Raw genomic sequence first — 26347 nt, 5'->3', positions numbered from 1 at the left:
TTAATTAGTAGGATTATTCTAAAAATATGCCCTTTACTTATAATCGTACTATTCGCTTTCAAGACACTGACGCAGCTGGTGTTGTTTACTTTGCTAATGTATTAAAAATTTGCCATGAAGCTTATGAAGAATCCCTAAATGTATCTAACATTAATCTTCAGCTATTTTTTAGAAACAACGATTTTGCTATTCCCATTGTTCATGCTAGTGTAGACTTTTTGCGCCCGATGTTTTGTGGCGATCGCATATCAATCAACCTATCCCCTAACCAATTAAACCCCCAAAAATTTGAAATTAACTATCAAATTCTCACCCCAGAAAACGAGATAATATCTAAAGCAATTACCAAACACATTTGTATCGATCCAACTACAAGAACCAGAAAAGAATTACCATCAGAAATGATTCACTGGTTACAAGTTACTTAAAACCGGGTACGTTGTTGCGCTTTAGCGCTCTTCCCGATAGCGCTGAAGCGCAACAACGTACCTTCCATTAATAGTTGACGATTGATCTTTCCTTGTGCATTGCGTGGCAAACTTTCTACAGCAATCCACTTTTTAGGATGCTTAAATTTACTCAATTTATCTTCAATAGCTATTTTTAAATCATCAATATTAATATCAGGAATTTTAGGAACATAAATTGCTGTAACTATTTCACCCCATTGAGAATCAGGTAAACCAATTACACAAACATCCTCAACCATTTGAGTAGCAATTATCGCAGCTTCTACCTCATTAGGAAATACATTTTCTCCCCCAGTGATGATTTTATTACTGTTACGTCCAACAATTTTTAAGTTACCATTCTCATCAATATATCCCAAATCATCTAATTGAAATTCTTCTTGAGTGGGAAATAATTCTGGATAATAACCTAACGTTAAAGAATCGGCTTGAATATTAATAATACCTGTTTGATTCGTACCTAATATCTCTCCATTTTCACCTTTAATTATTACTTTGGCATGGGGAAGAATTTGACCACTGGTATTATTTCCTGCTAGAAAAGCTTCAGGTTTTAAAGTAGCAATTTGAGATGCAGTTTCAGTCATTCCATAAGTAGGCGCTAAACGAATCCCGAAATTCCTCGCTGTTTCTAAAAGTTCTAACCAAGCTGGTGCGCCGCCTAAAAGTGTTGTTTGAAAGCGAGATAACCAAGTAGTTAATTCAGGTTTCTCTAGCAAGCGTTGTAATTGAGTGGGAACCAAAGATATAAAAAATTCTGCTGGTTCAATATCATACTTTTGACTGTTTTCTAGTGACTTTAAAGTAGAAATGACCAATTTACCACCGCTAGTAAAAGAACGCATAAATTGCATTAACCCACTCACATGATAAAGTGGTAAAATACAAAATGAATTGACTTGTTCTAAATTAAAATATTGCTGAAATCCTCTTACTGATGCCATTAAACTTTCCCAAGTGTGCATGGCAAAACGGATTTTTCCCGACGATCCACCTGTGGGAATCATGATTAAAGATGATGGATATTTAGGTAGAGATGGCGTAGTTGTTATTTGGGGTTTTTTATAGTCAATTCCTGGCACATTTCCCCAAATTATATCCGGTTGCACTAAATTAAAAACCTGTTCCCATTCAGCTTTTACCCAATCTGGATTACATAGAAAAACATGGCTATTAGCAGCAGTTGCAGCAATGAAACTGGCGAGTAACTTTATCGGTTGTCGTTCAGCTATGACAATTTTTAAGGGTGTTTTTAAATTAGCATTTTGAGTAAGTTCTGAATATAATTGTTGAGTCAATAAAGTAAATTCACCGCTATCATAACCAATTAGCCAATTATCATTAGCACGTTTTTCTAAATAAGTTAAAGGTGATTCTATAGAGATGCTAACCATGTTTCTTCATCTTCCTTAAACCAGTGATTAATACCAAAACCTAAAGCGCGATTCTTTGAGGGAAGTTCTGTAGCTAATTTTAATGCAGCTTCTCTCCCAATAGTGGTTTCAAATACGGAAGAAAAAACAATATCTAAGTTATTTTGTTGACAAAATTCCCGCAGATGAAATGGTGAACCAGCAATACAGGGTTTAATTACAAAAATACCGCGCCAACCAAGTTGATAACAAACTTTTAATTGTTTAATTGTTGCTACTGATTCATCTAATGCTAGAGGTGTAGAATGTGTTTTACTTAACTCTAACATTGCCTTTTCTTCACCTACAGCTAAGGGTTGTTCTAGGAATTCAATTTGCCAACGATCGCAAATTTCTAACCACTCGATCGCGTTTTCCCAATTTAGTCCCCCGTTAGCATCTAATCTTACTTTTGCTTCGTTAGGTAATGCTTGAATTAGCTGTTTAAAAAGGTCTATTTCTGCGGTTATTGGTAAAACGCCGATTTTCCATTTAAAGGTGCGATATCCTTCTTGCCAAAGTTTTTGCCAGGTATGTAAAGCTGCTTCACCTGTAGGTAATAAAGCACTAAATTTCAGGTTTACAGTAAGTTTTTCGGGATGTTGAATTGCTTCCCAAGCTGACTGGAAAGCGAATTGACAAGCGGGTAATTCGTCGGGAATTGAAAAAATAGTTTCTGTGGTAATTTCCTTCCCTAGTTGGGTGCAAAAATCTAACGCCTCGGCTAAAGTTTCTGAACCAAACCAGGGAAGAACCGCAATTTCTCCCCAACCAATTACGCCTGTTTCATCGATTAATTTAATGATGATTCCCTCTCTTTTTTCCCAGTTACCATGACTGGTAGAGAGCGATCGCACAAAGCAGCGCTGATAAGGACGAAATTGCAACTGATAAACCATTAAAAACCCGGAATTACAAACCCCAAACCTAACAATAAACCACTCCAAAAATGAAGAGTAACTGCAATGAATTTACAGTTATTTACTTTATCTGGTTGGTCGTGAAATTCAGCAACATGGCGAACTAATTTGACGGCAAATGGTAGACTAATGAAAATTAGTAAAGTCCAAATGGGAAAAATTTGCCCAACTACAAACATGATAGTTAGTGCGTAAATGCTACCGCAAACCCAAGGTAATAATTGTGAGCTTTTTTTAGTACCAAGTCTGACAATTGGCGATCGCTTTCCCGCAGCTAAATCATCTGCAACTTGATGAAAGTGGGAACAAAATAAAATTAAACTAGTGGTAATTCCCACAATTACCGAAGCTGCTATACTGGTCAGAGAAAAGGTTTGAGTTTGGCTATAGTAAGCTGCGGCTATTGCCAAAGGGCCAAAACAGATAAAACAGATGATTTCTCCTAAACCTTGGTATCCTAAACGGAAAGGTGGCCCTTGGTAAGTGTAGCCTAAGAAACAGCAAAGAATGACTATGCCAATTACAGTAAAGTCATGTTGCAGCCAAGCGATCGCGAATATTCCCAAAATTCCCAAAGCTAAAAATAGATTCCCCAGCCAAAAAATTAACGATTTATTACCTGTTAAATTTACCAGAGAATGAGCTTTATTTTCATCAATGCCTGTTTCGGAATCAAAAACATCATTACTCAGATTAATCCAGGCTACAATTAAAATTGCTGATATTAAAAAAGTGGCAAATATTCCAGCATGAATTATTTTTGTCTCAGCAAAAGCGACAGCTGTACCTACCCAAATAGGGATAATGGCAACGCTATACATAGGTGGTTTAATTGCAGCGTACCACAACTTACTGTTTGTCAACTTGATGGAATTGGTAGTCATCAGACAAAATCAATTTGAGTTTCACAATTTTAATCATTTTATGATTTTAATGTAGCAATGGTACACTCAATTTGGAGCGTCGATCGTGCAAGCATCAGCAAACGCCTCCCGCCTAGCAATGCTGGGACTTGAGGCAGAGTGCTAACTTACTAGAGATATGCTCATTAATTCGGTTTTGGCAACCAAACTTAAAAAAAATTTGCAAACTTTTTTATCCATGCCAATCATACAGCATCATGCAAATCTGATTCAGGATTGTCAGGAACTAAATCAGTTTCTTTCTGCTTGTAAACAAACGTTAAGTGAAAAAAGACCATCCAAAATTGTCAGTATTTCCTGGGAAGCAAAATCAATCGATCCTCTAGCGGTACTGGATAGAATTTGCCAACCAGATGAAATCCATTTTTATGGGGAAAAAACGAAACAAGTGGAGGCGATCGCAGCTTTTGGCACAGTAGTCAAATTTAAAGTAGCAGGAACAAATCGCTTTTCCCAAGTGCAACAGTTTATCGAATCATGCCTTGCCAATACTACTGCTATTGGAGCCTTAGATTTACCATTTTCCGGGCCACATTTCTTCTGTAATTTTACCTTTTTTGACGAAGATAATCACAGCGATTCGCCATTTCCATCAGCAATGGTATTTTTACCAAAATGGCAGATTTCCAGTCAAAAAAATCGCTGTATAATTATCAGCAATATTTTCGTAGATAAAAACCTTAACATAGAAAGAACTTGCGAAAGTATATGGGAGAAATACCAGCTAATTAAATTAACCAAAAGCTTAAATTTTGCCAATTTTGATGAGTATAAATTGACTTTGCAGACTAAAGATGTTACTGATAGAAAAAACTTTTATTCATCAGTATTATCAGCCTTAGAATTAATTCAGCAAGAGCAGATTAACAAAATAGTTTTGGCTCATGCGATCGATGTCAAAGCACCCAGACCTTTTAATCTAATTCATTCCCTACATAACTTGCGACAAAAATATCCTGACTGCCAGGTATTTTCCCTGAGTAATGGCAAAGGTAAAAACTTCATTGGCGCTAGTCCCGAAAGACTAATTAAAATTCAAAATCAAGAATTAAAAACTGATGCTTTAGCCGGGTCAGCACCCAGAGGTAAAACTTTAGTAGAAGACGCTTACTTCGCCGAAAAATTACTCACCAGCAAAAAAGACAGAACTGAACATCAAATTGTCAGTGACTTTATCTTTCAACGCTTATCAAACTTAGGCTTAAACCCACATAAACTTCCCATCCCTAGCTTATTAAAACTCTCCAACATCCAGCATTTATGGACACCAATTCGAGGTAAAATTCCTCTAGGAATTCATCCTTTAGAAATCCTAGCTGAACTGCATCCTACACCCGCAGTTGCTGGCGTTCCCAGAGAGATTGCCCTCAAACAAATTCGCCGTTATGAAAAATTTAACCGTTCCGTTTATGCAGCACCAATAGGTCGGATAGATCACCAAGGAAACAGCGAATTTATAGTAGGAATTCGTTCCGCATTAATCGAAAGCGATCGCGCTAGACTTTGGGCAGGTGCAGGAATTGTCGCTGGGTCCGATCCCGAAAAAGAACTAGCAGAAATCCAACTAAAACTCCAAGCCCTTCTCAAAGCCCTAATTTAAAAAAATCTCCCCTCTTCCTCTGCGCTCTCTGCGTCTGAAGCGGTTTATTAACTATTTCCATGTCCTTAGACTTTCGTAACACCAACACACTCTGGGCTTCCATTATTACCGAAACCTTAAAACGTCTCGGACTAAGCACAGCAATTATTTGCCCAGGCTCACGTTCTACCCCTTTAACTATCACCTTCGCCCAAGAAAAACAAATAGAAACCATCCCCGTATTAGATGAAAGATCGGCAGCATTTTTTGCTTTAGGAATAGCCAAAAAAACCAATTTACCAGTAGCCTTAATCTGCACTTCTGGAACTGCTGGCGCTAACTTTTATCCGGCAATTATCGAAGCGAAAGAAAGCCGAATTCCCCTATTAATTTTCACAGCCGATCGACCTCCAGAATTGCGAGATTGCCATTCAGGACAAACAATAGATCAAGTAAAAATGTATGGCAACTATCCCAACTGGCAAACCGAATTAGCGACCCCTTCCGTAGAAATAGGCATCCTGAATTACTTACGGCAAACTATTGTTTTTGGGTGGGAGCGATCGCTTTTCCCCACCCCAGGCCCAGTTCATTTTAACATCCCATTTCGTGACCCCCTCGCCCCCATTCCCGACCATAATACTAATTACTTAAAATCCCAAATTTCCTTAAAAATTTTCTTCGATTCCCTGGCTAACAAACAACCAGAATTACCAAACTATGCTTCATATTCCATCTTGCATCATTTACAAGAATGGCGAAACTTTGAACGAGTAATTATTATTTGTGGTACTGCCAGTCCCCCATTTCCCCAAGAATATTGTCAAGCAATTTCTCACCTTTCCCAAACCTTAAAAGCGCCCGTTCTTGCCGAAGGACTATCGCCATTAAGAAACTATAACCAATTGAATCCTTATTTAATTTCAACTTATGATTTAATCCTACGAAATCAACAAATTGCCCAACAACTAACACCAGAAATCGTCATTCAAATCGGAGATTTACCCACCAGTAAAGAACTGCGAACTTGGCTAGAAACAACTCAACCAAAAAGATGGATAATTGACCCCAGTCATCACAACTTCGATCCATTGCACGGGAAAACAACTCATTTACGAATTGCGATCGAACAATTAGCTGATCGTTGCCAAATAGAAGTGAATATTAATAGTAAATATCTGCAAATTTGGTGTGACATTGAAGCCAAAGTCAGGCAACAGATTAACCAAGAAATGACAGCTACAGAGAACATATTTGAAAGCAAAATCCCTTGGTTAATTTCCCAAAGTTTACCAGCAGAAACGCCCATATTTATTGCTAATAGTATGCCTGTGCGAGATGTGGAATTTTTCTGGCAACCAAACAACTCGCGCATTCAACCTTTTTTTAATCGAGGTGCTAATGGCATTGATGGCACTTTATCCACCGCTTTAGGCATTGCTCATCGGCAAAAAAGTAGCGTTATGCTAACAGGAGATTTAGCTTTATTGCATGATACAAATGGCTTTTTATTGAGAAATAAATTTATCGGTCATCTGACAATTATCTTAATTAATAATAATGGTGGAGGAATTTTTGAAATGTTACCTATTGCTAAATTTGAGCCACCTTTTGAAGAGTATTTTGCTACGCCACAAGATATAGATTTTGCTCAACTTTGTGCTACTTACAATGTGGAATATGAGTTAATTAATTCTTGGCAGCATTTACAGGAAAGATTGAATCCTTTACCAGAAAAGGGAATTCGAGTTTTGGAAATCCAAACCAATCGTAAAGCGGATGCTAAATGGCGACAAGAGAATTTAAGAAAATTCGCTATGTAGGTACGTTGTTGCGCTTTAGCGCTAATAAGAGCGCTAAAGCGCAACAACGTACCTTATGCTTTGGGTAGTTTTGCTTGTTGAAAAAGTTGCTCTGGGGTAAGTTCTAAACCTTCAAAAAGCCGATCGCTCAACTGCATTTCTCCTGTATAATTCCGAGGTCGAGAATCATCATAGAATACAGTGATGCTTCTTGCTTGATAGTCAACTAACCAAACTCTTTGTACACCTGCTTCTAGGTAAGCGATCGCATCTTCCACCAACTCCCTAAAGCTTCTTTCACCAGGCATAATATTAATAATTAACTCTGGTGAAATAGGACAAACTTCATTTTGCAGCGATTCAATAGGCAGATTTTCGTAAGAAATAAAAAGTAAATCCGGCGTTGATAACCAATCTTCACCTTGACGACTTAAATTTATTTCCCATTTTATTCCCACTTCTCCTAAATCATCAGCCCATTGGCTCATAATTTTATATAAAGCGCCAGTAACTCTGCAATGAACAAGTTTCAGAAACATCTGCGTTACTGTTACCAGTTGTTGATTAGACTCAAAATTGCTCTCTACTAAAGGCAAAGAAACTTCTTCTGACACCAGAATTGGCTCTATATTGTAACCAGCTATTTCCAGCTTATCCTCAGAAATTTCTTCATTTTCAATCGCTAAATTTTCCTGATTATTTAGTTCTAAATCGGGGTGTTCATCCTCCAATACTGCACTATTTTCTGTGAGTTCTTCATTATTAGCCTCTATTTCCACTTTTACCTCGTAAATTTCTTCATTTTCAACCGCTAAACCTTCCTGATTATTTAATTCTAAATCTGATTCTTTATCCTCCAAGACTGCAACATTTTCTGTAGTTTCTTCAGCAACTTTCACTTCCGGTAATTCGGCAACTACGCCATTTTTATCAGCTTCTCCATTTTCATTTAATTGCTCATTTGCCCAATCTGAAGTACCATTTTCAATTGGTTCCTGTATGGCTACAACTGCGGGTGATTCTTCCAAGTTTTCATTAGGTGCAATTTCTGCCAAAGAATTTTCTGACGAAGTATGAGCAACTGGTTTATTATCATCTTTTTCCATTATTTCTTCCGCTTCTTGGATTACTTCTATAGGTTTCGCTTCAGAAGCTGACTCTTTCTGCTGTTTCTTAAATCCATCAAGTATCCATTGAATAAACTTTTGTCCCCCATTGAGATTAACTAATAAGAAAACTAAACCTATACCACCAAAATATAAACCAATTACCGCTCCTGCTAACAAACTTTGCGTTAAAGGATCGGTAGAAGGTGTTAAAATCGCTCCCAAAACTACCCCACCCATCAACACATATCGCCATGCAGAGAGCATTTGTTTAGCACTTACAATCCCAATAAATCCTAAAATTATTTGAATTACGGGAACTTGAAATGCTAAACCCGTACTTAATAAAAGCAACAACACAAATTCAAAATATCTATCAATTGACCACAACTGCTCTACAACATCTTCCCCATAATTGATGAAGAAATTAATTGCAGCTGGAATTAATAGCTTATAAGCAAATACTAATCCGCCTAAAAATAGAAAACTAGAACCTAAAACTACTGGCCCTAAAATCCGCCTTTCCCCACGAGTTAACCCAGGCAAAACAAACAGAATAATTTGGTACAAAATAAACGGACTAGCTACTAACAAACCGCTATATCCGGCAACTTTCAAAGATACAAAAAAGAACTCCCCAGGAGCCAATTGCAGAAACTTAATTCCTTGAGCCGGAACTTCTAATAATTGAACGATGGGCTTGACAAAAAAGAAACAACCTGCTATTCCCACCGCTACGGCAATCAACGCATAAAAAATCCGTTGGCGTAACTCCTCCAAATGGTCGAACAGGGACATTTCCACTTCGTCGGGGAGTTCCTTGAGGTACTGATCCTCTTTGCGATCGCTCCCTGGTGCAACTTTGCTGCTAGCTGTTTCCTGAAAATCTGGCTCTAAAGCGGTACTTAACTCTGGTGAAGGCATTGCGGGTTCTTTCTAGTCTAAGACTTTAACCATTTTATCTATCTTCCACAACTATAGGGCGTTTAAGCCAGGGAGAAGGCTTTAATCGAAAATCGATTTTCGATTGACCCTTGTGAAAATTTATGTAACACTGCTCCGAAATGAGTAATTTGTCTAGTGAAGTTACTGTTTTAAATAATATGCTGCCAGATTTTGATTTTGCACTTATTAAGTTAAAATCACACAGGGAAGAAAGACAAATTAACAATAATCCAACCAAGGAGTAGCCAAATGCTTAAAATTTGTTTGTACATGAAAGATAACCAGGAACAAAAGTCAAAACAACAAATAATTGAATTTAGTAGAATTCCTAATATGGGAGAATTTATCGACCTTGGTTATAATCTCTACCGAGTTTTTTTAGTTTGTCATAGCCCCTATAATGCTGAATATCAAGCCACAGTCGCAGCAGTAAAAACCGACTGGCATAGTTGTGAGACATTAATCGATCAAAGCCAAAGATTATAAAAAATACTATGGTTTGATGATATGCCATCTCCAAAAATAAATATGGAAAATCTGAAGTATGAAGGAGCAATTGTTATTAATCCTTCATACTAATGGGAGGAATAATCAATAGTTTTAAGAGCGAACTTCTGCATTAGGACATCAAAACACCTCAATAGCTTTGTTACCGATATACACAATAGCAGGTATTGAGGTGGGTTCCGATTAATTGCGATTTCCGGTGATTTATTACTTTTTGGAGCTATCTAATGCTACGGTATGAAACGACTTATGACCGTATTGAGTGAGCATTTGAGCTATTTCGGGATTGTACAACCGTAAATAATTCCAGTAGTTTTCAAATACGTGCTCAACGTAGCCTTTGGTTTCTGGAAAAGGAATATATTCCACAAATTCATCTGGGTCTGTAAATCCCAACTCATTGATCCATTTAGACACATTTCCCGGCCCTGCATTGTAACTGGCAACTGCTAACAATGAGTTATTGTTGTAAGTCTCATGGGTATGGTCTAAATACCAAGTACCTAACCTGATATTATCGTTGGGATTCTCCAAGTTATAATCTTTCACACTGATTTGTTGAGCCACCCATTTACCAGTATCAGGCATAATTTGCATTAAGCCTACCGCACCAGCAATAGAACGAATATCAGTTTCAAACCGTGATTCTTGTCGCATTAAAGCGGTGACTAATAAAGGATTCAATTGATGCTTTTGCGACCAAGTTTCTGTATATTCCAAAAATGGGAAAGGATAGAGAGATTTCCAATAAATTGGTTGTTGCTTAAAAGCAGTAATTTCTGCTTCTTCTTCGGGACTATCTCGCCACCAACTGAGGCTTTCTATCTGATTAATTCCGCGAATATTTTCACTTACAGTTAGCAGCAAAATTCCATCAGTTAATTGTTCTGCTACTGTGGGTTTAATGAAGTTGTCAAACTCAGTTTGCCAAAGCGTCCAAGCATCTTTATCCTGACCTAATTGATGCAGTTCTTGTAATGCTGGCGATCCGGTAGGTAACTTTGGTCTTTCTTGGGGGCGGACTACTTGGGGTAACTTTTGGCGCACGGTGTTAAAATCCCCCACATCTAAGCCCAGCATGGTAGCGGAACGCCAAGCGTAGAAAGAGCCAGGATATTTGGAGAGGACAAATTCAAAGGCAGTTTTGGCATCTTGGGAACGTCCCAAGCGCTCGGCCCATTTGCCTATCCAAAAACTCGCTTCTGGGGCTAATTCATGGTCAGGATTTTGTTTAGCAATTGGTTCCGCCCACTGCCAAGCTGATAAGTAATCACCTCTTTTGGCAATTTCTTTGGCTGATTGCCAACGAAATTCTGCTACTGCATCAGAATTACCGTATTTGTTTAATACTAATTTTCGGATTTGGGAAGCTGATTGGGTACTTCCTAACCTGTCAAGAATTTTGGCTTTTTCTAATAGAGCTTGACCAGCATGATCGGGGAATTTGTCGATAACTTTATCGAGATAAAATATCGCATCTTCTGGCTTACTACTCATCTGCGCCATGCGAATCAAAGCTAAACCTGTGTCTTTAGCTTCTGGGAAAGTATTAATTAATCTTTGATAGCCTGCGATCGCACCACTCCGATCGCCTCCCAGTTGTCTTCCCCGCCCCGAACGGTATAAATTCATCGGCGTAGTTGGCGCACTAGCATAAACCATTCCCGCCTGAGCATACTCACGCCTTTGCCAATAGGTAAAAGCGATTACTTCCCAATCTTTTGCTGTTAATTGCTCCCGGAATTTAGTGGTTAATTGATTGATTGTCTGACTAACTACTTTGTCATCATGAGAATAATGTAGTAACATCCTCCACAATGGCAATTGTGTAGGGTCTTTTTTCAACCGCTCACTCACAATTTCCAAAGTCCGGGGATGATTGGGAAATTTCGCGATCGCTTGTTCCCAAAGTTGGGCATCATTGCGCCCCAAGGCAAACAACGCCTCCGCTGCTACCGGATTATCTGGATAATTTAAGAGCAATTGTTTCCAAGCTGCATTAGCTTTCTTTTGATCTTTAATACTCTCATAAGCTTGAGCGCGTTTCAGAGCAATATGCGGCGCTAAAACTGGATATTCTTTTTCCAACCCTTCCAACCAATCAAGCGCTTCTTTACCTTGTCCACGCTCAATTAAATCACTCGCCAACAAATAACGCGCTCGACTGCGATCGGACGTTTGTGCTGCTGTCAATGCTACCACTGGTACCGATGTATTCTGACCAATTTCTAACAGTTTTGTAACTCTTTGTTCTGGTGTTAAACTAACTAAAGGTAAAATTTCTGACTTCGGTTCTAAATTAAACTGACTAGTCGTTGAGCCAGACTTTTGCCAATCGCTCCATTTGTTGGTGACAACACCAACTCCCATGAGTAAAGCAGACATTCCTACTCCAATAGCCAGAGGAATTGGGTGGTTTTTCAGTGGCTTTCGCATCTTTAGTTCTCGCAACCCAACAATCACAGCATCTTGTTTTGATTCAATATTCAATATCCAAAAAACAAGATGGGAGTAAGTCTACATGATTATGGTTTGTTAGGGTAGAGAGTAAAGATACCTCAAGTTGATCGATACTGTTACAGGTAGTAAATAGGTGGTATAAGCAGAATGGAATTTCCGAAGTGCGATACTGGGCGTTTAGACTGGTCTGGGGATGGACTGGCAATTGGATTTTTTGAAGATGCGGTAGAGTTAACCGGGGATCTAGCAGAGCTAGATCAAAAATTTTCCGGTGTCTTGCAAGAATTAATTGCTGAGACCGAATTTAAGGGCAAAGTCAACAGTAGTGCTGTCACTCGCGTTGGCAGCAATAGCCCTGTTCGTAAGTTAATCTTGGTGGGCTTGGGTAAGGCCCAAGAACTGGAATTAAATACTTTAAGGCTAGCAGCAGCAACAGTGGCTCGGTTAGCGAAAAAGGAAAAGTGCAAGACTCTGGGAATTAGTTTACCAGTGTGGCAAAATGACCCAAGTTTAACGACTGGTGCGATCGTAGAAGGAGTAGAATTAGCACTTTACCAAGATCTTCGCTTTAAATCAGAGTCAGAAGATAAAGGTTTACAACTAGAACAAGTAGACTTAATCGGATTACCTGGTCAAGAAGCGACGATCGAGCAAGCAAAAAAAATTACTTCTGGCGTTAACTTAGCACGGGAATTAGTAGCCGCACCAGCTAATGCTGTGACTCCCATAACTTTAGCCGAAACCGCCCAAAACATAGCCAATGAGTATGGTTTAATTGCCGAAATTCTGGAAAAAGAAGATTGTGAAAAATTAGGTATGGGAGCTTTTTTGGGTGTAGCCCAAGCTTCTGATTTACCACCTAAGTTTATTCATCTGACTTATAAACCTGAAGGCAGTCCCCGGAAGAAATTGGCAATTATTGGTAAAGGTTTGACTTTTGATTCTGGTGGGTTAAATATTAAAGGTGCAGGTAGCGGCATCGAAATGATGAAAATCGATATGGGTGGTGCGGCTGCGACTTTGGGTGCGGCACTTGCGATCGCTCAATTAAAACCAGATGTGGAAGTTCACTTCATTTCTGCGGCTACAGAAAATATGATTAGCGGTCGTGCTATTCACCCAGGCGATGTGTTAAAAGCTTCCAATGGTAAAACTATTGAAGTTAACAACACCGACGCAGAAGGACGTTTAACTTTAGCCGATGCTTTGGTGTTTGCGGATAAATTGGGTGTGGATGCGATCGTTGATTTAGCTACCCTCACAGGTGCCTGTGTCATTGCTTTAGGTGATGATATCGCTGGTTTGTGGAGTCCTGACGATAATGTAGCAAATCAGTTGTTAGCAGCTGCCCAAACAGCAGGCGAAAAAATCTGGCGAATGCCAATGGAAGAAAAATATTTCGATGGGCTAAAATCTTTAATTGCAGATATGAAGAATACTGGCCCTCGTGCAGGTGGTTCCATCACTGCCGCTTTATTCCTCAAGCAATTCGTCAAAGAAACACCTTGGGCACATTTAGACGTTGCAGGCCCGGTTTGGACAGAAAAAGAAAACGGTTACAACAATGCTGGTGCGACTGGATACGGTGTACGTACTTTAGTAAATTGGGTGCTTAGTTAATCTAGCGAGATCCAGCGAGATCCCCGACTTCTTTAAGAAGTCGGGGATCTGAGAGTTGTTAAAGTTGCTACAGATAAATAAAATTTTATTGCCAGTTAAAGATTTTCAGATCGAGGGAAAATTAGCCCACAAATTCGCCAATTTTTTCAGGAAAATGTTATTTATTATAGAATCCCAAACAACAACTTATTAGATGCTAATCTTAAGAGTAGCGAATTTCTGGAATATCAACCTGACCACTGCTAACCCCGTATGTACTATTAAAGGGTGTTGTTCTGATTAATAATAAAGCAGTTTGGTTTATGTTTGTGAATCACGCCTAAGTTTTACCCTTCTACCCTCTGCCAAAACATTTAGTGCAACCAAACCCAACATTGATTCGTCAGCTTATGAAAAACTTCCCAGATTTTTCTAAACAAGGTTATCAAGTGCAGAAAGAGTTAGGCCATAATCGTTCTTGTGGTCGAGTGACTTATTTAGCAGTTGATACAAAAACTTATCTGCCTGTAGTAATTAAACACTTTCAGTTTGCTCAATTAGGTGCTAGTTGGACAGACTACGAAACAGTGGAAAAAGAAATTCAATTATTGCGCCACCTGAATCATCCGAGTATTCCCAACTATTTAGACTCGTTCCAAACACCTTCCGGTTTTTGTTTGGTGCAAGAGTATAAACAAGCGCCATCTCTAGGTCAACCACGTTACTTTAATCCCAGGGAAGTTAAAGAAATTGCTGTAGCAATTTTGGAAGTTTTGGTATATTTGCAACAGCAAAACCCACCAATAATTCATCGGGACATTAAACCAGAAAATATTTTGGTCGATCGCCAAAATGAATTCAAAGTTTACTTAGTAGATTTTGGTTTTGCTCACATTGGCAGCGGTGAAGTAGCGATTAGCAGTGCCGTAAAAGGTACACTAGGCTTTATGCCACCGGAACAATTGTTTAATCGTCAGTTAACAGAAGCTTCCGATCTCTACAGTTTAGGTGCTACCCTAATTTGTTTGTTAACTCAGACAAAATCAACCCAAATAGGCAATTTAATAGATGACCATTATCAGATTAATTTTAAGCATTTGGTGCCCCAACTCAACCCAGAATTTATTGAATGGTTAGAAGAAATAGTTGCACCGAACTTGAACGATCGCTTTGACAATGCTCAAGATGCTTTAGAAGCACTCCAATCTATCGACGTACTAGTTCACGACTCTACCAAAGAATCCGGCACTGCCCTAAAATTGCACAAAAAAGCAATTCCAGTACTAGCTTTTGGAGCTTTTTCATTAGTCAGCTTCTCTCTAGCAACTTATTCCAAAGTAACAGCCGAGAATCAGCGCCTTAAACAGCTAAATGTCCAACTCAAAGATCAAGTATATAATAGCAAGCAATCAATGATCGATTTGCTGCTAAAAACTCGTCAATGTCCCCAATGCGAGTTAGGAAATACCTATTTAGTTGGTGCCAACTTAGAAAATGCAGCTTTAAAAGGCGCTTACTTGGTAAATGCTAACTTGGAAAATGCCAATTTAGAACGCGCTTCTTTAGCAGGTGCAAATCTCCAAGAAGCTAATTTGAAAAATGCTAATTTAGAAGGCGCAAACTTAGGTTACGCTAACCTACTATCCGCCAAAATAGAAGGCGCTGATTTAAGAAAGGCGAATCTTTGGGGTGCTAAGTTAGGCGGCTACGTTAACTTTAGAAGTGCCAATTTAGAAGGCGCAAATTTAGGTTACGCTCACCTTATAGGTGTCTACTTCGGCAATGCTAACTTAAAAAATGTTAACTTTTGGGGTGCTAATTTAACAGGTGCTTTCTTAGGAGGTGCCAAGTTAGGCAATGCTAAGTTAAAAGACACAAATTTAGCAGGTGCTAACTTAGCCGATGCTGACTTAGATGCTGCTTATTTGGAAAGAGCAAATTTAGCAGATGCAAAACTATTAGGTGCTTATTTAGAAAATGCAGATTTAACCAAAGCTGACTTAGATGGTGCAGATTTGCGAGGTGCTAATCTGAAAGGTGCTAATTTAAGTAACGCAAATCTTCGAGGTGCCAATCTGCGAGGTGCAAATTTGCAAAATGCAAATCTGCAAGGTGCAAATATCCGCGAAGCTCATCTAAAAGGTGCAACTATGCCTGATGGATCGACATATAAATAAATCGCTTTTTCTGTTTAGTTAAAGTTTTAAAAGCATCCATTTAGGATGCTTTTGTTTTTTAGGTTTAGGTTACAATTGTACAAAAGAAATTCTCAAAAAAAAATTATGGCTACAGAACGCTGGGATGATGAAAGATTAGACCGTTTGGCAAGCATAGTAGAAAATAATGCTCGTTTGGTGGAAAACCATTCTCTTATGATTGAAAGCAATGCTCGTTTGGTAGAAAATAATGCTCGTCTGATTGAAAGCAATGCTCGTGCGATTCTAGCATTAGCTAATGCGGCAGCAGAAGCGAGGGAAGAACGCGATCGCTTATTTCAAAGAATGGATCAAGCACAAGAAACTATTGTCCAACAACAAGCAGAAATTGTCGGCTTAAGAACTCAAACAAATCGTCTTTTGGATCTTTTACTCAATCAACGCAATCAGGATGATAATCCTAGTAATTAATCAATTAACTAATCTATTGCATAGAGAAGAGGCAAAAAATTATGACAACAGAACGTTGGGATGATGAAAGATTAGATCGTTTGGCAAGCATAGTAGAAAATAACGCTCGTCTGGTGGAAAGCAATGCTCGTTCAATTCTAGCATTAGCTAATGCGGCAGCAGAAGCGAAGGAAGAACGCGATCTCTTATTTCAAAGAATGGAGCAACAGCAAGCAGAACGCGATCGCTTATTTCAAAGAATGGAGCAACAGCAAGCAGAAATTGTCGGCTTAAGAAGGGAAACAAATCGGCTTTTAGATATGTTACTTAATCAACGTAATCAGGATGATAATCCTAGTAACTAATCAAATACAGGCTTGGATGTTATAACTATGAGAGAGCCTACAGAATTGGAAAAACAACAATATCAGCGGATGATAGAACTTTCCGATTTAGCTAGAAAACGCTACCTAGAAGCAGGGGGAGATTCTCGACGTGCAGCAGATGATAAATATATGACTGCCCAAGAGAAAAAAGAATTTTTGGAGTTGGGGCGAATAGTTTTTGGTGTGGGAATTAGAGATGATGAAGGAAAGCGCCAGTCTGTTAGTTCTTAATCGAAATAGCGATCGCATCTCTATGCTACGTTAACATCAACTTAGTCAGTGCGATCGATCAAAAGCGCCACAGTTCTAGGCGATCGCTAAAACTGCAACCCTCATATTTTTTAGCATCTCAGCTACAATAGGTTATAGTTATCTGCTTAGTCATTATGAATACTACAGACATTCGCGAACAAGCAAAGGAATATGTAGAGCAACTGTCAGCAGAAAAACTCCTTGTAGCTGTTGACTTTTTAGCCTATTTATTAGAGCGAGACAGTAATGAAGCCACGGAAGAATTATTGCAAATTCCCGGTTTTCAAGAAACTTTTGCCAAGGCGAAAAAAGATATAGCAGCAGGTAAGGTGATACCAGTTGACCAACTCAAACGAAAATACTGATTTATATACAGTTGTCGTTAGTTCTGACGCGCAAGAGTTTTTTGAAGCAGCTTCGGCTCAATTGCAACGCAAGTTAGATAGATGCTTTGAGATGCTCAAAATTAATCCTCGCAGTCATCCAAATATTAAGGCTCTTAAAGGGGATTTAGCTGGATATTATAGATATCGAGTTGGAGATTATCGAGTAGTTTATTCAATAAATGATGAACGACAACTGGTAATTGTCGCTATTATTGCTCATCGTAGTGAAGTTTATTAATACGATCGCATCTCTTGCTACGTTAACATCAACTTAGTCACTGCGATCGATCAAAAGCGCCACAGTTTTAGGCGGTCGCGCTTCTGTACAACCCTCATATTTTTTTAGCATCTACTCAAACCGATTTTTAGACTCTGCATGACTTCTGGGAATGCTAGAAATAGGTTCACTTTTCTGAGCTAACACACTTCCTGATTAACCAACTAAGCAAACATCAACCTACCTTTTGCTTCAGGAATTTGACGACCTAATTCTTGAGCAGTTTCAATCCATTCTTGCATCACAATGTTAAATTAAATATAATATATTTAATTTATAAAAGGCCGATTAATTTTTTTACACTTATTTCAGAAGTAAAAATGATAGTTAGAACCTCGGAAAAAGTTTCATTACAAGAGTTTCTGCAATTACCGGAAACCGAACCTGCTAGTGAGTACATCTATGGAGAAATTTATCAGAAACCTATGCCACAAGGAGAACACAGTATAATTCAAACTGATTTAGCAACTACTATAAATCAAATTGGAAGACCTCAAAAATTAGCTTGCGCTTTTACAGAATTGCGTTGTTCTTTTGGTGGTGGTTCGGTTGTTCCAGACGTTACGGTTTTTGAATGGTCGCGCATTCCTCGTTTAGCTAACGGCAGAATTGCTAATCGCTTTGAAATTGCCCCTGATTGGACAATTGAAATCCTCTCTCCCGAACAATCTGCTAGTCGGGTGATTAAGAAAATTACTTTTTGTTTAAATAATGGGACAAAAATCGGTTGGTTTGTCGATCCTGATGATGAATCTGTAACAATTTTTGAACGCGATCGCACTCCATCAGTTAAATCAGGTGATGAAATTTTAACTGTTTTAGATGTGTTAGGTGATTGGCAGTTTTCGGTTAATAACTTATTTGAGTGTTTGTATTTAACTTAATAAAAAAGTGGCGAAATTGTACCAACAGACTGGATGTTATAACTATGAGAGAGCCTACAGAACTGGAAAAACAACAATATCAGCGGATGATAGAACTCTCCGATTTAGCTAGAAAACGCTACCTAGAAGCAGGGGGAGATTCTCGACGTGCAGCAGATGATAAATGTATGACTGCCCAAGAGAAGAAGGAATTTTTGGAGTTAGGACGAATAGTTTTTGGTGTTGGAATTAGAGATGATGAAGGAAAACGCCAGTCTGTTAGTTCTTAATCGAAATAGCGATCGCATCTCTTGCTACGTTAACATCAACTTAATCACTGCGATCGATCAAAAGCACCACAGTTCTAGGCGATCGCTAAAAGTACAACCCTCATATTTTTTTAGTATCTGCTCAAACTGATAAACAAAACAGTTTATGGCAAAGGTAAATAAACAATTCGATCTTGATATTCATTATCCTCAGAAGCGAGGGCAGCTAAAATCAATTCCTCCAAATTTTCGCCAATACTTAAATTAGGATTGAGGATAAAAATCCCTGGTATATGGCGACCTAGTGCGATATGATCGCTCAAATGAACTGGCATCGAAGTACGGTTATTAGTCACCAGTACAAATTGACGCTCCTCACACCAGCAAAGAATTTCAGGATCGAGTGTGCCTTTTGGTGGTGTTTCGGGTTCTCCTACTACTTGGATAACGATACCAGGTTCTCGCCGTCTAATTTGATTAGGATACAGAGGATTTACGTTTTCATCAATTAGGTATTTTAGAGCCATCGCTTTATTTTTGGGCTTGTCTAGTAGCTCTCAATTGTCGAAGTTTTTCTGATACGGGTGGAGGATTTAGGCGTTGTTGTTCTCTCATCCTGTGACCATGTTCTATCCAATTTTTCAGGTAATTACTGATAGTTTCTGTGTTTTGCAGGTAATAGAGAATTGTGGCATAAACTTGTTCTAAGGTAAGGGAGGGGTAGGTTTGGGCAATTTCTTCTGGACTGTGACCGCGATCGATATATTCATAAAGTATGGTTTCGATGCCGATTCTTGTTCCTTTTAGCCGAATGTCATCAGGGGAGAGAAAGTTGAAATAATCTGTTATTTGTGATGTTGACATGGGTTAAATCCTCATCGTTGGGAGCGATCGCATCTCTTGCTACGTTAACATCAACTTAGTCAGTGCGATCGATCAATTGCGCCACAGTTCTAGGCGATCGCTAAAAGTCCAATCCTCATATTTTTTTAGCATCTACTCAAACCCATTTTTAGACTCTGCATAACTTCTGAGAATGCTAGAAATAAGTTCACTTTTTTGAGCTAGCACACTTTTGATTAATCAACTAAGCAAACATTAACCTACCTTTTGCCAATGCTACCAGATCGGTTCAAGATTCAACACAAATCCTGGTAAAAGATCTTCTCCTGATAAACTAACAGGAGATTCTAAAACTTCAACTTCTCTACCTTGTCGGTAAATTTCTACTCTTCGGGAAGCTCGAACAATCAACCACCCCAAACGAGTACCATTTGCTAAATACTCCCGCATTTTTTCTTGAGTTGCACTTAAACTGTCACTGGGAGAAAGTAACTCAACTACAAAATCAGGACAAAGGGGAAGAAATCTTCTCTTTTGTTCAGCAGTTAAAGCTTCCCAACGTTCTAAAGGTATCCAAGCAGCATCAGGAGAACGAATGGGCGTAGCCCACGCTTCGCGAACGCCACCATTTGGTAATTTAAAACCTGTAGAAGAATCGAAAGCAATACCAGTACCATCAACATCTGTCCAATTAAATAATTGTTGGGTCAATCTACCATTTCGATTTCCCGTTTCTCCTCCCGTCGGTGGCATAATAATTAATTCTCCATTAACATTGCGTTCAAATCTCAAATCGCGGTTATCCTGACAAAGCTGGAAAAATTGCTCGTCTGTCAGTTTAATGATGGAATTGAAGTTAACAGTGAGAGCATTCATATTGAGATTTTACATTAGGTAATGTTTCTAATTACTATTTTATTCTGGTTATTAATGGTTTGTGCGTTCGCGCAGCGATGCGTAGCATTATCGCAACTATAAACATACTAACTTCACGGTGCGTTCGCGCAGCGATGCGTAGCATTATCGCATCTTTTGCTACGTTAACATCAACTTAGTCAGTGCGATCGATCAAAAGCGCCACAGTTCTAGGCGATCGCTAAAAGTACAACCCTCATATTTTCTTAGCATCTGCTCAAACCGATTTTTAGACTCTGCATGACTTCTGGGAATCCTAGAAATAGGTTCTATTTTCTGAGCTAACACACTTCCTGATTAACCAACTAAGCAAACATCAACCTACCTTTTGCTTCAGGAATTTGACGACCTAATTCTTTAGCAGTTTCAATCCATTCTTGCATCACAATTTCTACATTTTCCAAGGCTTCTTGATAAGTTGCACCATCAGCAGCACAACCTGGTAATTCTGGTACTTCAGCAATAAATGCCTCATCTTCGTTACTCCAGTAAATAATAATTTCATAACGTATGTTCATCTTGATTCCCCAGTTGATACTTCAGAATTACTTCGCGGACTTGTTTAACTTGGTAAGCTTTGGCTTTTCCTCGTTTGGGTTGAAGATTTAATATTTCTTCAACACCATCTCTATTAAAAATATGGACACATAAAGTGTTTTTCTTTGTTTATTGTTTCAAACAACTTAAAAATTAAAAAAACATAAAAATTTTAGTTATTACTTGCAAAATTTACTATGATCCTGGTGATTTAATAACTGGAATTTAGACTAATTCTCTCGGACGCTACAGTAGGGGTTCTTTAATAGACAAAAATCTATTGGTAGTGTCCGGGAGAACTAAAACCCAATAAGTAAGGCTATTTAGTCTAAACTTCAGTTAATAACTAAAATTGCTGTATTTATTTTAGGAGTAAGTAATATGGCATCTAATAACCAGAATCCAAGCTTCAACAAGTTTACGGCATTCTTAAAAGAGTATTATAACCTTGCAGCATTAGTAGCACCCATAATTTTAGTTCCAGTTACAAATATTATAAGTCTATCTTACAAATCTCAAGCTCTATTTTTGATGACTTTTAGTTTCTTAGCTTGTCTTGTGTGTATTTGGCTGATCTTCTCACTAAGAAATAATATAGAAAGTAAATTGTTTAATTTTTTACCATATATTTTTATTTTTATAGGTTTTTTATCTATTGTTTTTTACTATTCTTTTTTACAAGAATCTATCAAGGAAATGAAGATAGTCCTTAACGCAGCGAAGGAAGCAGCGAGTATACATGGTCACTTTACACAAGAATCTGTCCGCAACTTGAATGATAAGTTTGGAGAAAGCATAGCTAAACAAATAATGGAGGGTCAGGTAAATTATTCTGATAATTCATTTATTTTAAACAACACTCAAATGGATGCTATACCTAATGGCTTAATTTTACTGCTCTTATTTATTGCTATATTACTGTGTTTTGAATCAACATTTATTTTGTTAACGCTTAGAGACTTCGTTCGTTCAGATAGACAAAGCAATTAGAGCAGTATTTACATTTGAAGTTTAAATTAAGGTAGAGGCAGGCATTTTGCCTGCCCCTACAGCTACTATTCTACGCCTTCAATTCGATCCTCAACCTCCTGATACAACTGGCGCAACAAATCCAAATTGCTTTCATTTGTTTCCCAATAACCACGACCATTCGCTTCCAACAAAGTAGTGACAACTTTGCGGAAAGAATGGGGATTTAAATTCATCAAACGATTCCGCATTTCTTCATCTTTGATGAAAGTGCTGTTAGCATCCTCATAAATCCAGTTATCCACAGCGCCAGCAGTTGCACTCCAACCCATTGTATTTACTAAACGTTTGGAGAGTTCCCGCACACCTTCGTAACCGTGAGAAAGCATACCTTCGTACCACTTGGGATTTAACAGTTTGGTACGCGCATCTAAACGCACGGTTTCTGATAGTGTCCGCACCTGTGCATTGGCGGTTGTGGTATCAGCAATGTAGGATACTGGTGTCTTACCATCACCGCGTAACTTGGCGACAACTTTGGTCGGGTCGGAATCGTAATAATGGGAAACGTCTGTTAAGCTAATCTCGGAAGAATCGAGGTTTTGGAAAGTTACTTCCGCAGTTTTTAAGGAAGATTCAAAAATCTTTCTTGACTCTTCCATCATCCCCGGATTATCTGCACTGAAGGCGAAAGATTTGCGGTTGAGGTACATTTCCTGTAACTCTGCTTCGTTTTCCCAAGTGCTGTTTTCTACTGCTAGGTTGATGTTAGAAGAATAGGAACCGGAAGCGTTAGAAAATACGCGAGTTGCAGCTTGACGCAAATTAATTCCCATTTCTTCTGCTTGCTGCAATGCGTGTTTGCGAACAAAGTTCATTTCTAAAGGTTCTTCTGCTTCCGCTGCCATCTTAATTGCTTGGTCTAGCAGGTTCATTTGGTTGATGAACAAATCGCGGAATACACCGGAACAATTGACTACAACATCAACTCTGGGACGACCTAATTCTTCTAAAGGAATTAGTTGCAATTTATTCACTCTTCCTAAAGAATCAGGAACGGGTTTTACACCCACCATCCACATAATTTGGGCGAGAGATTCGCCATAAGTTTTGATGTTGTCAGTTCCCCAAAGTACGCAAGCGATCGTTTCGGGCCAGTTGCCGATTTCTTCTCTTTGTCTTGCCAACAATCTGTCAACAACAACTTTGGCAGCTTTCACTGCTGCTGCTGTAGGAATTGATTGGGGATCTAAGGCGTGAATGTTTTTACCAGTTGGCAAAACATCGGGGTTACGAATTGGATCTCCGCCGGGTCCCGGTAATACATATTCGCCTTCTAATGCTTTTAGTAATCCGCCTAATTCGTTATCAGCGCAAACTTGTTTTAAGCAGAATTCCAAGTATTCAAACAAGGGTTTAATTGCTTCGGGATCTACCTTGGGATAACCTGCTTGTTGTAATGCTTCGATCCAAGGTTCTTTCTTACCCATGTTGAAGAAATTCAACTTGGAAACTAGGGAAACTCTGCCATCAGCATCGGTTTGTTCTTTGACTAAAGCAGCAACGGCGGCGCGAGTGGCGAGGGTGATTTCTTGTAATAACTGAACGTCTCCTAAAACGCCTTTGTCGCTATTAACATAAATCTCGTCAATATTGCGTCCGATGCTGTTAGCAATAATCCGAGGTAAGCTGAGGATTTCTTCTTCGTTTCTGTCTAATGAGGCGATGTTTACTAAAGTTGCGATCGCTTCTTCTGCACTAGGCGGTTTCCCAATAACGTGCAACCCACAAGGTAATAACCGCGATTCAATTTCCATCAGTTTCCGATACACCAAACCGACGATATTATCCCGTTCTTCGGCAGACATATCCTTGGCATCTGTTTCTGGCAATTCAATGTCTTTATCCAAATTCACCAAACGGCATTTATCCATGATTGTATTCACAATTGGAATACCCCGTCCGGTATCTTTTAAAGTTTGGTAAGAACCGATTAATTCGCTTAGTTCTTTTAACCCTTTATAAAGTCCGGCATTTTCCGCAGGTGGTGTCAGGTAACTGATAGTTTCGGCATAACTCCGACGTTTGGCAATTGTTGCTTCGCTGGGGTTATTGGCGGCGTAATAGTAAATATTTGGAATCGTGCCAATGAGATTGTCTGGGTAACATTCGCCTGACATTCCCATCTGTTTTCCAGGCATGAATTCCAGCGATCCGTGAGTGCCAAAGTGCAACACAGCGTCAGCTTCCCACACTCTTTCTAAATAAGTGTAATAAGCGGCGAAACCGTGATGGGGACTGGCAGAACGAGAGAACAACAACCGCATTGGATCGCCTTCATAACCGAAGGTTGGTTGTACGCCAATGAAGACATTTCCGAACTGTTTGCCGTAAATTAACAGGTTTTGTCCGTCACTATTTAAATGTCCTGGCGGTGGCCCCCAATTTTCGTGCAATCTTTCGGAATAAGGTGTTAATTCTTCATATTCTGGCACCGACATCCGATAGGCAATATTTAATTCGGGAGTGCTATATTGTGCCTGGGCATCGTGGATTACTTCTTGCATCAGTTTTTCCGCTGATTCGGGCAATTCAGGCAAGTCGTAACCGTTATATTTAAGGGCTTTCATTACCTCATAAATGGAACCGAAAACATCTAAATATGCTGCGGTTCCCACGTTGCCTTTATCAGGTGGAAAGCTGAAAACTGTGATGGCAATTTTTTTATCTAGTTTGGGTTTGCGGCGTAATTTTGCCCATTTTAAGGCGCGTTGAGAAATTGCTTCGATCCGATCTTGTAATGCGATCGCCTTTCCAGTCGCCCCATCTCTTCCCGACAAAATAATCGGTTCGATCGCACCATCTAACTCAGGAATTGCTATCTGTAACGCCACCTGAATTGGGTGCAAACCTAAATCGCTATCTTGCCATTCTTCCGTAGTTTGGAACACCAGAGGTAACGCCACCATATAAGGGCGATTTAACCGTTTTAGGGATTCGATCGCCTTTGGATGATCTTGTCTAGCAGGCCCACCAACTAAAGCAAATCCTGTTAAGGAAATAACTACATCTACTATTGCAGAAGCAGCATTTCCATTCACCGTTCCGCCAAAGTAAGCATCAACTGGTTTGGAAAAATCTAAACCTCCCGCAAACACCGGAATAACTCTTGCACCCATCGCTTCCAATTCTTGGACTATTGCTACATAATGGGCATCATCACGAGTTACCAAGTGAGTCCTTTGTAGCACTAAACCCACACAAGGAGCTAAGGGATCTTTTAAGTCCGCAGAAATATCTTGCCGACTGTTATACCAGTTGAAATATTCTTTGACATCCTCAAACATTGTGGGTGCCATCGGATGCCAAATTCCCATATCGGGATAAGTTACAGGGTCTTGAAATTTCAGTTTTTGATTCCCTTTGAAAACATATTTATCTGCTAACATCAGCAGAAAGTTTTCCAAGTTTTCTGAGGAACCGCCTAGCCAATATTGGAAACTAAGCATGAAATTTCTCGCATCCTGCGCCTTATCCATTGGTAAATATTTCAGGACTTTAGGCAGAGTTTGCAACAACTTCAGCATTCCTTCTTGGAAACCGGAACCTGACTTTTCTTTGCGCTTCCGCATGAATTGAGCGATCGCACTTTTTGACTGTCCCAACTGTGCCATTGAAAAACTGCCCATTTTATTTAGGCGCATCACTTGTGGCATCGAAGGAAAGACAACAGCGACATCTAAATTATCGCGATGTGGTTCCACAGCAGCGACAACTTTTTCGGCTAAATCTTCAATGAAAATCAGCGAAGCGATAAAGACATTAGCATCAGCAATATCGCGTTTAAAATCCTCGTAGTTTTCTCGATCGCGCAACTCTTCGATTAAATAACCACTAATTTCAATTGCCAAATCAGGGTTATTTTTGTTAATCGAATTTACTGCCGCTGATAGCGTACTCTGATATTGCGGCTCAAGCACGACATAGACCACCTTGAGTAAAGACCGCCCCATGAGGTTGTCTGGTGTAATGCGTCGAATGGTGGACTTGACGTGGGTAAACATTCAGTTAGGCTCCTTATGGTTGGGCTAGCTAGTCATCAATCATTAATCAGCTAATCCTTGGCTGTTGGGCAGCGGGCATCAGTGGCATCTCACCCAAACTCAAGACCCCAGACTCGCTGAAATCTCCGTCCTTAGTGTCACTCTTTATTCAAAGAGGCACATTAGTTGGTTTTACCAAAAAATGCTTACTAAATGCGGCTTTTGGCCCCCTTCCGATACAAATTGATAAAAATTTCGTAATTTTTTGTTACAAATCT

The 26347-nt window shown here is 39.1% G+C and carries 25 protein-coding genes and 3 pseudogenes; 15 read left to right on the top strand and 13 right to left on the bottom strand.

Translation table 11 applies throughout. The features are described from left to right. Positions 1-26: 26 nt before the first annotated feature. Positions 27-428: an acyl-CoA thioesterase gene (locus ACE1CI_RS26900; RefSeq protein WP_413262836.1), complete on the top strand. Its 402-nt coding sequence runs from the start codon at positions 27-29 to the stop codon at positions 426-428. Here ACE1CI_RS26900 and ACE1CI_RS26895 read toward each other — a convergent pair. The 3 genes from ACE1CI_RS26895 to menA are packed head-to-tail and all read right to left on the bottom strand — an operon-like array spanning position 425 to position 3686. Beyond that, positions 425-1864, bottom strand: coding sequence for a 2-succinylbenzoate--CoA ligase (locus ACE1CI_RS26895; protein WP_413262837.1), 1440 nt, complete (start codon positions 1862-1864; stop codon positions 425-427). The genes ACE1CI_RS26900 and ACE1CI_RS26895 overlap by 4 nt on opposite strands. Continuing rightward, positions 1846-2781: an o-succinylbenzoate synthase gene (locus ACE1CI_RS26890; protein ID WP_413262838.1), complete on the bottom strand. Its 936-nt coding sequence runs from the start codon at positions 2779-2781 to the stop codon at positions 1846-1848. The genes ACE1CI_RS26895 and ACE1CI_RS26890 overlap by 19 nt, the downstream gene beginning before the upstream one ends. After that, the gene (gene menA / locus ACE1CI_RS26885) at positions 2781-3686 is read right to left on the bottom strand and encodes a 2-carboxy-1,4-naphthoquinone phytyltransferase (protein WP_413262839.1); all 906 of its coding nucleotides are present in this window, start codon (positions 3684-3686) and stop codon (positions 2781-2783) included. The genes ACE1CI_RS26890 and menA overlap by 1 nt, the downstream gene beginning before the upstream one ends. Before the next feature lie 217 nt (positions 3687-3903). Between menA and ACE1CI_RS26880 the strand changes: the two genes are divergently transcribed. Together ACE1CI_RS26880 and menD are read left to right on the top strand one after the other, a co-directional pair. Next, on the top strand, positions 3904-5325 hold the full coding sequence (locus tag ACE1CI_RS26880) for an isochorismate synthase (protein ID WP_496615845.1): 1422 nt from the start codon (positions 3904-3906) through the stop codon (positions 5323-5325). Between the two features lie 59 nt (positions 5326-5384). After that, on the top strand, positions 5385-7127 hold the full coding sequence (gene menD, locus ACE1CI_RS26875) for a 2-succinyl-5-enolpyruvyl-6-hydroxy-3-cyclohexene-1-carboxylic-acid synthase (protein WP_413262841.1): 1743 nt from the start codon (positions 5385-5387) through the stop codon (positions 7125-7127). A gap of 53 nt (positions 7128-7180) precedes the next feature. On the opposite strand, the gene ACE1CI_RS26870 is transcribed toward menD, so the two are convergent. After that, complete coding sequence (locus ACE1CI_RS26870) at positions 7181-7645, bottom strand: Uma2 family endonuclease (RefSeq protein ID WP_496615898.1); 465 nt, start codon at positions 7643-7645, stop codon at positions 7181-7183. A 687-nt stretch (positions 7646-8332) separates the two neighbouring features. Continuing rightward, positions 8333-9136: pseudogene (gene tatC, locus ACE1CI_RS26865) on the bottom strand (twin-arginine translocase subunit TatC); the annotation flags it as partial. Positions 9137-9406: 270 nt separating this feature from the next. On the opposite strand from tatC, the gene ACE1CI_RS26860 reads away from it, so the two are divergent. Further along, the gene (locus ACE1CI_RS26860; RefSeq protein WP_413263198.1) at positions 9407-9643 is read left to right on the top strand and encodes a hypothetical protein; all 237 of its coding nucleotides are present in this window, start codon (positions 9407-9409) and stop codon (positions 9641-9643) included. 228 nt (positions 9644-9871) lie between these two features. Here the strand turns inward: ACE1CI_RS26860 and ACE1CI_RS26855 are convergent, their stop codons facing one another. Beyond that, entirely contained in the window at positions 9872-12154 is a 2283-nt protein-coding gene (locus ACE1CI_RS26855) for a transglycosylase SLT domain-containing protein (protein ID WP_496615844.1), read from the bottom strand. 117 nt (positions 12155-12271) lie between these two features. Here ACE1CI_RS26855 and ACE1CI_RS26850 point away from each other — a divergent pair, with 117 nt between their 5' ends. From ACE1CI_RS26850 to ACE1CI_RS26820, 7 genes are all read left to right on the top strand, one after another. Then, positions 12272-13744 (top strand): leucyl aminopeptidase, encoded by a 1473-nt coding sequence (locus ACE1CI_RS26850; protein ID WP_413263200.1) that lies wholly within the window; start codon positions 12272-12274, stop codon positions 13742-13744. A 389-nt stretch (positions 13745-14133) separates the two neighbouring features. Then, positions 14134-15900: a pentapeptide repeat-containing protein gene (locus ACE1CI_RS26845; protein WP_413263201.1), complete on the top strand. Its 1767-nt coding sequence runs from the start codon at positions 14134-14136 to the stop codon at positions 15898-15900. A gap of 105 nt (positions 15901-16005) precedes the next feature. Beyond that, on the top strand, positions 16006-16350 hold the full coding sequence (locus tag ACE1CI_RS26840) for a hypothetical protein (protein WP_496615843.1): 345 nt from the start codon (positions 16006-16008) through the stop codon (positions 16348-16350). A gap of 41 nt (positions 16351-16391) precedes the next feature. Further along, on the top strand, positions 16392-16694 hold the full coding sequence (locus ACE1CI_RS26835) for a hypothetical protein (protein WP_413263203.1): 303 nt from the start codon (positions 16392-16394) through the stop codon (positions 16692-16694). A gap of 27 nt (positions 16695-16721) precedes the next feature. Beyond that, positions 16722-16946: a hypothetical protein gene (locus tag ACE1CI_RS26830; RefSeq protein WP_413263204.1), complete on the top strand. Its 225-nt coding sequence runs from the start codon at positions 16722-16724 to the stop codon at positions 16944-16946. Between the two features lie 155 nt (positions 16947-17101). Continuing rightward, the gene (locus ACE1CI_RS26825; protein WP_413263205.1) at positions 17102-17332 is read left to right on the top strand and encodes a hypothetical protein; all 231 of its coding nucleotides are present in this window, start codon (positions 17102-17104) and stop codon (positions 17330-17332) included. Beyond that, on the top strand, positions 17307-17591 hold the full coding sequence (locus ACE1CI_RS26820) for a type II toxin-antitoxin system RelE family toxin (protein ID WP_413263206.1): 285 nt from the start codon (positions 17307-17309) through the stop codon (positions 17589-17591). The genes ACE1CI_RS26825 and ACE1CI_RS26820 overlap by 26 nt, the downstream gene beginning before the upstream one ends. A gap of 203 nt (positions 17592-17794) precedes the next feature. Here the strand turns inward: ACE1CI_RS26820 and ACE1CI_RS26815 are convergent. Further along, a pseudogene (locus tag ACE1CI_RS26815) lies at positions 17795-17878 on the bottom strand (type II toxin-antitoxin system HicB family antitoxin); the annotation flags it as partial. 72 nt (positions 17879-17950) lie between these two features. Here ACE1CI_RS26815 and ACE1CI_RS26810 point away from each other — a divergent pair. Genes ACE1CI_RS26810 through ACE1CI_RS26800 form a run of 3 tightly spaced genes read left to right on the top strand, consistent with a single transcriptional unit; the run spans position 17951 to position 18913 of the window. Then, positions 17951-18514 (top strand): Uma2 family endonuclease, encoded by a 564-nt coding sequence (locus ACE1CI_RS26810; RefSeq protein ID WP_413263207.1) that lies wholly within the window; start codon positions 17951-17953, stop codon positions 18512-18514. 44 nt (positions 18515-18558) lie between these two features. Next, positions 18559-18783 carry a hypothetical protein gene (locus ACE1CI_RS26805; protein ID WP_413263208.1) on the top strand — a complete coding sequence of 75 codons (225 nt, stop codon included), beginning with the start codon at positions 18559-18561 and terminating at the stop codon, positions 18781-18783. Beyond that, positions 18749-18913, top strand: coding sequence for a hypothetical protein (locus ACE1CI_RS26800; RefSeq protein WP_496615904.1), 165 nt, complete (start codon positions 18749-18751; stop codon positions 18911-18913). Before ACE1CI_RS26805 ends, ACE1CI_RS26800 begins: the two co-directional genes overlap by 35 nt. A gap of 13 nt (positions 18914-18926) precedes the next feature. On the opposite strand, the gene ACE1CI_RS26795 is transcribed toward ACE1CI_RS26800, so the two are convergent. The 5 genes and pseudogenes from ACE1CI_RS26795 to ACE1CI_RS26775 all read right to left on the bottom strand — a co-directional run. Continuing rightward, positions 18927-19289 (bottom strand): DUF5615 family PIN-like protein, encoded by a 363-nt coding sequence (locus ACE1CI_RS26795; protein WP_413263209.1) that lies wholly within the window; start codon positions 19287-19289, stop codon positions 18927-18929. Between the two features lie 4 nt (positions 19290-19293). Continuing rightward, on the bottom strand, positions 19294-19626 hold the full coding sequence (locus ACE1CI_RS26790) for a DUF433 domain-containing protein (protein WP_413263210.1): 333 nt from the start codon (positions 19624-19626) through the stop codon (positions 19294-19296). A 255-nt stretch (positions 19627-19881) separates the two neighbouring features. After that, on the bottom strand, positions 19882-20481 hold the full coding sequence (locus tag ACE1CI_RS26785) for a Uma2 family endonuclease (protein WP_413263211.1): 600 nt from the start codon (positions 20479-20481) through the stop codon (positions 19882-19884). 344 nt (positions 20482-20825) lie between these two features. Then, positions 20826-21038, bottom strand: a complete 213-nt coding sequence (locus ACE1CI_RS26780) for a type II toxin-antitoxin system HicB family antitoxin (protein WP_413263212.1) — start codon at positions 21036-21038, stop codon at positions 20826-20828. Then, positions 21022-21162, bottom strand: a pseudogene (locus ACE1CI_RS26775) (type II toxin-antitoxin system HicA family toxin); the annotation flags it as partial. The pseudogene ACE1CI_RS26775 and the gene ACE1CI_RS26780, both read right to left, overlap by 17 nt. A 276-nt stretch (positions 21163-21438) precedes the next feature. On the opposite strand from ACE1CI_RS26775, the gene ACE1CI_RS26770 reads away from it, so the two are divergent. Continuing rightward, complete coding sequence (locus tag ACE1CI_RS26770) at positions 21439-22047, top strand: hypothetical protein (protein WP_413263213.1); 609 nt, start codon at positions 21439-21441, stop codon at positions 22045-22047. A 65-nt stretch (positions 22048-22112) separates the two neighbouring features. On the opposite strand, the gene ACE1CI_RS26765 is transcribed toward ACE1CI_RS26770, so the two are convergent. Beyond that, a complete protein-coding gene (locus ACE1CI_RS26765; protein ID WP_413263214.1) occupies positions 22113-26090 on the bottom strand; it encodes a magnesium chelatase subunit H in 3978 nt (1325 codons plus the stop codon). Between the last annotated feature and the right edge of the window lie 257 nt (positions 26091-26347).

The organism is Floridaenema flaviceps BLCC-F50, assembly GCF_041929275.2.
Lineage (GTDB): Bacteria > Cyanobacteriota > Cyanobacteriia > Cyanobacteriales > Aerosakkonemataceae > Floridanema > Floridanema flaviceps.
Note: the sequence above shows the minus strand (reverse complement) of the source record. Positions and strands in the feature narration are given on the sequence as shown.

Bases quoted from the DNA above. Each gene is read 5' to 3' on its own strand.
- ACE1CI_RS26800 (WP_496615904.1), top strand. From the start codon at position 18,749: ATGATGAAGGAAAACGCCAGTCTGTTAGTTCTTAATCGAAATAGCGAT.
- ACE1CI_RS26840 (WP_496615843.1), top strand. From the start codon at position 16,006: ATGGCTACAGAACGCTGGGATGATGAAAGATTAGACCGTTTGGCAAGC.
- ACE1CI_RS26850 (WP_413263200.1), top strand. From the start codon at position 12,272: ATGGAATTTCCGAAGTGCGATACTGGGCGTTTAGACTGGTCTGGGGAT.
- ACE1CI_RS26900 (WP_413262836.1), top strand. From the start codon at position 27: ATGCCCTTTACTTATAATCGTACTATTCGCTTTCAAGACACTGACGCA.
- ACE1CI_RS26810 (WP_413263207.1), top strand. From the start codon at position 17,951: ATGATAGTTAGAACCTCGGAAAAAGTTTCATTACAAGAGTTTCTGCAA.
- ACE1CI_RS26825 (WP_413263205.1), top strand. From the start codon at position 17,102: ATGAATACTACAGACATTCGCGAACAAGCAAAGGAATATGTAGAGCAA.
- ACE1CI_RS26790 (WP_413263210.1), bottom strand. From the start codon at position 19,626: ATGTCAACATCACAAATAACAGATTATTTCAACTTTCTCTCCCCTGAT.
- ACE1CI_RS26770 (WP_413263213.1), top strand. From the start codon at position 21,439: ATGGCATCTAATAACCAGAATCCAAGCTTCAACAAGTTTACGGCATTC.
- ACE1CI_RS26880 (WP_496615845.1), top strand. From the start codon at position 3,904: ATGCCAATCATACAGCATCATGCAAATCTGATTCAGGATTGTCAGGAA.
- ACE1CI_RS26835 (WP_413263203.1), top strand. From the start codon at position 16,392: ATGACAACAGAACGTTGGGATGATGAAAGATTAGATCGTTTGGCAAGC.
- ACE1CI_RS26795 (WP_413263209.1), bottom strand. From the start codon at position 19,289: ATGGCTCTAAAATACCTAATTGATGAAAACGTAAATCCTCTGTATCCT.
- ACE1CI_RS26805 (WP_413263208.1), top strand. From the start codon at position 18,559: ATGAGAGAGCCTACAGAACTGGAAAAACAACAATATCAGCGGATGATA.
- ACE1CI_RS26870 (WP_496615898.1), bottom strand. From the start codon at position 7,645: ATGTTTCTGAAACTTGTTCATTGCAGAGTTACTGGCGCTTTATATAAA.
- menD (WP_413262841.1), top strand. From the start codon at position 5,385: ATGTCCTTAGACTTTCGTAACACCAACACACTCTGGGCTTCCATTATT.
- menA (WP_413262839.1), bottom strand. From the start codon at position 3,686: ATGACTACCAATTCCATCAAGTTGACAAACAGTAAGTTGTGGTACGCT.
- ACE1CI_RS26845 (WP_413263201.1), top strand. From the start codon at position 14,134: ATGAAAAACTTCCCAGATTTTTCTAAACAAGGTTATCAAGTGCAGAAA.
- ACE1CI_RS26830 (WP_413263204.1), top strand. From the start codon at position 16,722: ATGAGAGAGCCTACAGAATTGGAAAAACAACAATATCAGCGGATGATA.
- ACE1CI_RS26895 (WP_413262837.1), bottom strand. From the start codon at position 1,864: ATGGTTAGCATCTCTATAGAATCACCTTTAACTTATTTAGAAAAACGT.
- ACE1CI_RS26890 (WP_413262838.1), bottom strand. From the start codon at position 2,781: ATGGTTTATCAGTTGCAATTTCGTCCTTATCAGCGCTGCTTTGTGCGA.
- ACE1CI_RS26780 (WP_413263212.1), bottom strand. From the start codon at position 21,038: ATGAACATACGTTATGAAATTATTATTTACTGGAGTAACGAAGATGAG.
- ACE1CI_RS26765 (WP_413263214.1), bottom strand. From the start codon at position 26,090: ATGTTTACCCACGTCAAGTCCACCATTCGACGCATTACACCAGACAAC.
- ACE1CI_RS26860 (WP_413263198.1), top strand. From the start codon at position 9,407: ATGCTTAAAATTTGTTTGTACATGAAAGATAACCAGGAACAAAAGTCA.
- ACE1CI_RS26785 (WP_413263211.1), bottom strand. From the start codon at position 20,481: ATGAATGCTCTCACTGTTAACTTCAATTCCATCATTAAACTGACAGAC.